This is a genomic window from Blastococcus sp. SYSU DS1021, from assembly GCF_054050995.1.
The window spans coordinates 51,578-57,577 of sequence record NZ_JBJHAL010000028.1; the positions used below are offsets into that span (position 1 = coordinate 51,578).

Annotated in this window: 5 protein-coding genes; 3 read left to right on the forward strand and 2 right to left on the reverse strand. The window is 76.5% G+C overall.

From position 1 onward, the window contains the following. Positions 1-165: 165 nt before the first annotated feature. Positions 166-891 carry a class I SAM-dependent methyltransferase gene (locus ACI8AP_RS17990; RefSeq protein ID WP_456590733.1) on the reverse strand — a complete coding sequence of 242 codons (726 nt, stop codon included), beginning with the start codon at positions 889-891 and terminating at the stop codon, positions 166-168. A 76-nt stretch (positions 892-967) separates the two neighbouring features. Between ACI8AP_RS17990 and ACI8AP_RS17995 the strand changes: the two genes are divergently transcribed. Further along, positions 968-2,332: a glycosyltransferase family 4 protein gene (locus ACI8AP_RS17995; RefSeq protein ID WP_456590737.1), complete on the forward strand. Its 1,365-nt coding sequence runs from the start codon at positions 968-970 to the stop codon at positions 2,330-2,332. On the opposite strand, the gene ACI8AP_RS18000 is transcribed toward ACI8AP_RS17995, so the two are convergent. Next, complete coding sequence (locus ACI8AP_RS18000) at positions 2,224-3,963, reverse strand: hypothetical protein (protein WP_456590734.1); 1,740 nt, start codon at positions 3,961-3,963, stop codon at positions 2,224-2,226. The genes ACI8AP_RS17995 and ACI8AP_RS18000 overlap by 109 nt on opposite strands. A 68-nt stretch (positions 3,964-4,031) precedes the next feature. Here ACI8AP_RS18000 and ACI8AP_RS18005 point away from each other — a divergent pair, with 68 nt between their 5' ends. Next, a complete protein-coding gene (locus ACI8AP_RS18005) occupies positions 4,032-5,321 on the forward strand; it encodes a hypothetical protein (RefSeq protein ID WP_456590735.1) in 1,290 nt (429 codons plus the stop codon). Positions 5,322-5,448: 127 nt separating this feature from the next. Further along, positions 5,449-5,850, forward strand: coding sequence for a cupin domain-containing protein (locus tag ACI8AP_RS18010; RefSeq protein ID WP_456590736.1), 402 nt, complete (start codon positions 5,449-5,451; stop codon positions 5,848-5,850). Positions 5,851-6,000: the final 150 nt, after the last annotated feature.

Below are 6,000 nucleotides of genomic sequence, written 5' to 3' on the forward strand. Positions count from 1 at the left end.
AGCCGATACGAGGCAGTACCACGCCCAACCGGCTGGCGGATACCGCGCCGTACCAGGCCCACCCCCTCCTCACCCGGTCGGGCGACTCGGACGCAGGTAACCCCGGGTACCGGGGCGGCGGATCGCACTGGTGCGGTTCGGGGAACCGCTCCGCGGCGGCGTGGCTCACCGGCGGCGCATCACCACGACGAGGTTCCAGCAGACGACCTCCCGCAGCAGTGGCACCGCCACGACCCAGCGCGCCCACCACGGGTGGTACCGCGGGTAGGTCGTGACGACGTCGACGTCCGGGCAGCGCCGCGCCCACCGCAGTGCGGCCCCCACGGACACCGGGAACAGCGACTCGCCGAACCGGTTCTTCGGCTCCCGGCCCTCGCGGCGCCGGTACCGGCGTCGCGCCCGGTGCCCGCCCAGGTAGTGCCAGGGCCCGGTCTCGTGGCCGCCGTGCGGGGACCACCAGGGGGTGAAGGAGAGGAAGATCGTTCCCCCGGGCCTCGTCACGCGGACCATCTCGGCCGTCATGGTCCAGGGGTGCGCGACGTGCTCCAGCACGTTCGACGAGTAGCAGACGTCCACGCTGCCGGTGCGGATCGGCAGCGCCTCGCCGCTCCCGCGGACCGTGCCGGGCTCCGGCTCCCCCCGGGCGACGAGCTCGCCGGCGTCGGGCTCCAGCCCCGTGTAACGGGCCCCGGCCGCCCGGAACTCCCGGGCGAAGTACCCCGGGCCGCCGCCGACGTCGAGCACGGCCCTCCCCCGCAGGTCGACGTGCTCCGCGAGCTGCCGCACGGAGTCCCGGGCCAGCGTTCCGTAGAACAGGTCCGGGTCGGACTGCTCCCGGAGAAATGCCCGGAAAAGTGTGATCGACCGGGCGAACGTGGCGGTGCGCGCCATTCCTGTAGCACCCCATCCTCTCGGTGAAGGGACTGGCCGAAAGCCTGGTACCGGCGGGTACTCTCCCGCGGTGCCCATGCGATCAACGGCGATCGACGTCCTCTTCGTCAACTGGCGGGACCTGAGCCACCCCGAGGGCGGGGGCTCCGAACGGTACGTCCACCGCATGGCGGAGGGGCTCGCGGCCACGGGCCTGCGCGTCACGCTGTTCTGCGCGGCCCACGAGCGGGCCCCGGCCGAGGAGACGCTCAACGGCGTCCGGGTGGTGCGCCGCGGCGGACGGTTCTCGGTGTACCCCCACGCCCTCGCGTTCGTCCGGCGGCACCGGCCCCGACTGGTGGTCGACGTGCAGAACGGCCTGCCGTTCGCCAGCACGCTGGTGACCCGGGCCCCGGTGCTCAACCTCGTGCACCACGTGCACCGCGAGCAGTGGCCCATCGTGTTCGGGCGGTTCGGCGGTGCGCTCGGCTGGTGGCTGGAGTCCCGGGTGGCCCCGGCGGTGTACCGCCGGTCCCCGTACATCGCCGTCTCCCGGGCCACGGCCGCCGAGCTCGTCGGGCTGGGCGTGGCGGCCGACCGGATCGCCGTCGTGCCCAACGGTGTCGAGGAGCCGCCGCCGGTGACGTCCCGGCCCTCCCCCACGCCCAGGCTGGTGGTGCTGTGCCGCCTCGTCCCGCACAAGCGGGTGGAGCACGCCCTCGAGGTGGTGGCCAGGCTGCGTCCGCGGTGGCCGGACCTGCGGCTGTCCGTCATCGGTGAGGGATGGTGGGGCGACGAGCTGCGGGCCGCGGCGGAGCGGCTCGGTGTCCGCGAGCTCGTGGACTTCCACGGCTACCTCGACGAGCAGGTCAAGCACGAGGAGCTGGCCCGGGCCTGGGTGCACCTGTGCCCGTCGGTCAAGGAGGGCTGGGGCCTGGTGGTGACCGAGGCCGGGGCGCACCGGGTGCCGACGGTGGGGTACCGGTCGGCCGGTGGCCTGCGGGAGTCGGTGGTCGACGGTCGGACGGGGGTGCTCGTCGACGACCTCGACGAGATGGTCGAGGCCGTGGAGCGACTGCTCGCGGGCGAGGCGACCCGCCGCCGGATGGGCGAGGCCGCCGCCCGACACGCAGCGGGGTACAGCTGGGACGCGAGCGTGAAGGGCTTCGCCGACGTGCTGTCGGCAGCTGTCGCTGTCAGGCGGTCAGCGCGCGCCGTAGTCGAGGACGTCGACCTGCTGGCCGGCCTGCTCGAGGGAGTTGTCGGGGTCGACCGCGGCGGAGACACCGGCAACGGCGGCGACGGCGAGACCGGCCCCGCCACCGAGGGCGATCACGACGGCGATGAGGGTCTTCATCGGGGGGCTCGCTTCCGCAGGAGTCGACGACGGCCCGTCACGCTAGATGTCCCGGCGAAGATCCACAACAGCGAGCCCACGCAGACCCCGAGCGCCACCGCGTGAGCGGCCACCACCGCCGTCACCCGGACGGAGGACGGCTCGGGCGCCGGCCGGGCGCCGGGCACCCGGTGCAGCCGGAGATCGGGACCGTCCACCACCAGCGGCAACCCGATCACGGCGGCGGGCACGGGGCGGCCGGGGGTGCCCCGTTCGACGAGCACCCAACCGATGCCGAGGTCGGCGAGCGCCCGCGGGTCGTCGACGGCCGCGGCCACCGCGCGCGCCCGCTGGTCCTCCCCCGCCACCGCCCGGCCACCGACCACGAGCTCGTCGTCGGTGACGGTCGGGCGAGGCAGCCAGCGAGGCGCCGGATCCAGCAGCGGCCGGCCCGCGTTCCACTCGAACGCCCGGTAGCTGCCGAAGGGCAGCACGAGGACGTCGCCGGTGGCGTCCTCGGCCGACAACCGCTCGCGGACCCGTTCCCAGTCGGCCGGGTAGCTGACCGGCTGCAGCCGGCCCCCGGCGCCCCAGGCCAGGTCCGGCAGGGCGACCAGCGGGAGCGCCAGCACGGCCGCGACGGCGACCCCGCCCAGGCCCGGCGAACCGCTCCGCGCCGTGACCGCCGCGGCGAGGCGGCGGGCGCCGAGCCCGGTACCGACGGCCAGGGCCAGCGCCCACCACGCCGCCCACTTCTGCCCGTCCCGCAGCAACCCGGCGCCCGGCACCGTCCGCACCACCCACTCGAACAGGTCGGCGAGGCCGGGGACGGCGCCGGCACAGGCCAGCACCACGCCGGCTGCGGCGAGCAGCAGCAGCCGGCGCGCGGGCCCGGTCAGCGCCTCCCGGGTGGTCCAGCCGACCGCGGCCACGGCCAGCAGCACCAGGGTGAGCAGCGGGACGAGCACCGAGGTGCGGCTGCCGGGGACCGCGCCGGCGTTCCAGATGCCGCCGGTCCCGAGCACCGACAGCAGCGTTCCGCCCCAGCCCTCCGGGCGCGCGGCGAAGGCGCCCACGCCCGCGGGATCGGAGGCGCCGCCCGCGGGGTGCAGCGCGCCGGCCACGATCCACGGCAGGGAGAGCACCAGGACCCCGCTCCCGGCCACGAGCAGCCGCTCGCGACCGACCAGCACGAGCACGAGGCCGGCGGCCAGCAGGGCGCCCGTCGGGGTGAGCGCCGCCGGCGCGCAGACCAGCAGCAGCCGGGGCAGGGCGCCCGGCAGGCGCTCGCGCACCCGCAGCGACGCCCGGGCGATCCAGGGCAGCGCGGCGTAGGCGAGCAGCAGCGCCCAGTGCCCCATGAGCAGCCGCTCGGCGAGGTAGGGGCTCCACCCGTACACCAGCCCCGCGACGGCGGCCGCGACTCCGCGCCGGCCGTCGGCACCCGGCGGAACCAGCCGCGCGGCGCCGAGGACGGCGGCGAAGACCGTGCCCAGGAGGACCGCCTTCTGCACCACGTCCCCGGGCACGACGGCCGTCAGCAGACCCATGACGGCGTCCACCGGCACGGCGCGCGGCAGGGAACCACCGAGGCCCAGGGCGTCCAGGTCGAGATCCTGCCTCGGTACGAACACCATGTCACGGAGGAGGACGAAGCCGGGGGCGAGCGCCGGACCGGTCACGAGCAGGGCCACGGCCAGCGCGAGCACCCGCGCGGGCCACGGCGATGCGTCGGGCCGGGCCCATCGCTGGTCCACGTGCGCTCGCACCTCCGTCCCGACAGCCGGCACGCCGGGCTCCCGGCGGACGAGCGCAGAGTATGGGGGTGAGCGCACTGGGATCGAGCAATCGCCGGCGGGACGTCGGCCCGGCGGCGCGGTCACCCCGTGCGCTCGGCTCGGCGGCCCTGGTGACCGTGGCATTCCTGGGCGCCAACGCGCTCGCCTACGTGTTCACCGTGCTCGCCGCCCGGCTGCTCGCCCCCGCCGCCTACGGGGAGCTCGCCGCGCTGCTGGGCGTCGTGCTCGTCGGCGCGGTGCCGGGCACCGGGGTCCAGACCACCGCCGCGCTGGTCCTCGGCGGACGCGCGGGCGACCCGCGGACGACCGGCCGGTTGCACAGCACCGCCCTGGCCGTGGGCCTGGGCGTCAGCGCCGGAGCGCTGGCGCTCGCACCCCTGCTGGTGGCCCTCCTGCACCTCCCCACCGCCGGCGCCGCGGTGTGGCTGGCGCTGCTGCTCCTCCCGCAGACCATGGTCGTGGGGTACCAGGGGCTGCTGCAGGGCGCGGGGCGGTTCCGCCGGCTGGCCGTCCTGACGGTGGCCTTCGGCGCGGGCAAGCTGAGCGGTGGGCTCGCCGGGTTGCTCATCGGCGGCAGCTCGTCGGGCGCGCTCGCCGGCATGACCGCCGGGGCGGCCCTCGCCGCGCTCGGCGGCTGGGTGGCCGCGGGCCGACCGGGGCTGGTGCGCGGCCTGGGCCGGCCCCTCGCCGCGTCGCTGCGGGCGGCCGGCGCGTTGCTCGGCCTGGTGGTGCTGCTCAACCTCGACGTGCTGCTGGCCCGCCACCACCTGCCCGGCGCGACGACGGGTGAGTACGCCGTCGCCTCGATCATCGCCAAGGTCGCGTTCTGGCTGCCGCAGGGCGTCGGCGTGGTCCTGCTCCCCCGGCTGGGCGACGCCGCCGGCCGGCACGCGGTGCTGCCTTCGGCGCTGGCCGCCGTAGCGGCCGTCGGCGCGCTGCTGACGGCCGGCACCGCCGCCCTGGGCGGAGCTGCCCTCCCGCTGATCGGGGGTGCGGCGTACGGCGACGAGCTCGGGAGCGCCACATGGCTCTTCGCGGCGCTGGGCACGCTGCTGGCGCTCGCCCAGCTGCTGCTGTTCTCCGGGATCGCCGCGGCCGACCGGCTCGCCGGCGTCGCGGTGTGGTCGGCCGCCGTCCTCGAGACGGTCGTGGTCTCGGCCCTCGCCGCCGCCGGCCGGTTGACGCTGCTCTCCCTGGTCTCCACGGCCCTGCTGACCGCCCTGCTGCTCGTGGGGGTGGGGCTGACCCGGCTGCACCGCGCCCGCGCGGTCCCCGCGATGACCGCCGACGGCGTGGTGCCGGCCCCGCGGGCGTGATCCACACCGCCGGGACGGGACGACTACTCGCGGGCCGGACAGGGCAGGAGGACCACGTCGTCGGTCGGCGGCCTCCGCGGGCGGCCGACCGCAGCCGTCCGTCCCCGAGACGAGAGGAGCGCCGCCCGTGGCGTCCGTCATCCATTACACGATCGCGACCGAGGCCGAGAAGAGCCCCGACTTCCGCCGGGTCCTGTGGACCGGCAAGAACACCCAGCTGGTCATCATGACCATCCCGCCGGGTGGGGAGATCGGCGAGGAGACGCACGAGGACATCGACCAGATCCTCACCTTCGTCAGCGGCATCGGTAAGGCCGTCATCTCGGGCAACGAGAAGAACGTCGCGCAGGGCGACCTGGTCGTCGTCCCCGCCGGCACGAAGCACAACTTCCTGAACACCGGCGAGAACCCGCTGGTGCTCTACACGGTCTACGGCCCGCCCGAGCATGCCGACGGCGCGGTGCACAAGACCAAGGAGGAGGCCGACGCCGCCGAGGAGTCGGGCGAGGACGAGCCGCCGACGTCCTGACCCCTCCGCAGGACCACCGGCCGGGGGGGGGGGGGGGGGGGGGGGGGGGGGGGGGGGGGGGGGGGGGGGGGGGGGGGGGGGGGGGGGGGGGGGGGGGGGGGGGGGGGGGGGGGGGGGGGGGGGGGGGGGGGGGGGGGGGGGGCCCGCGCG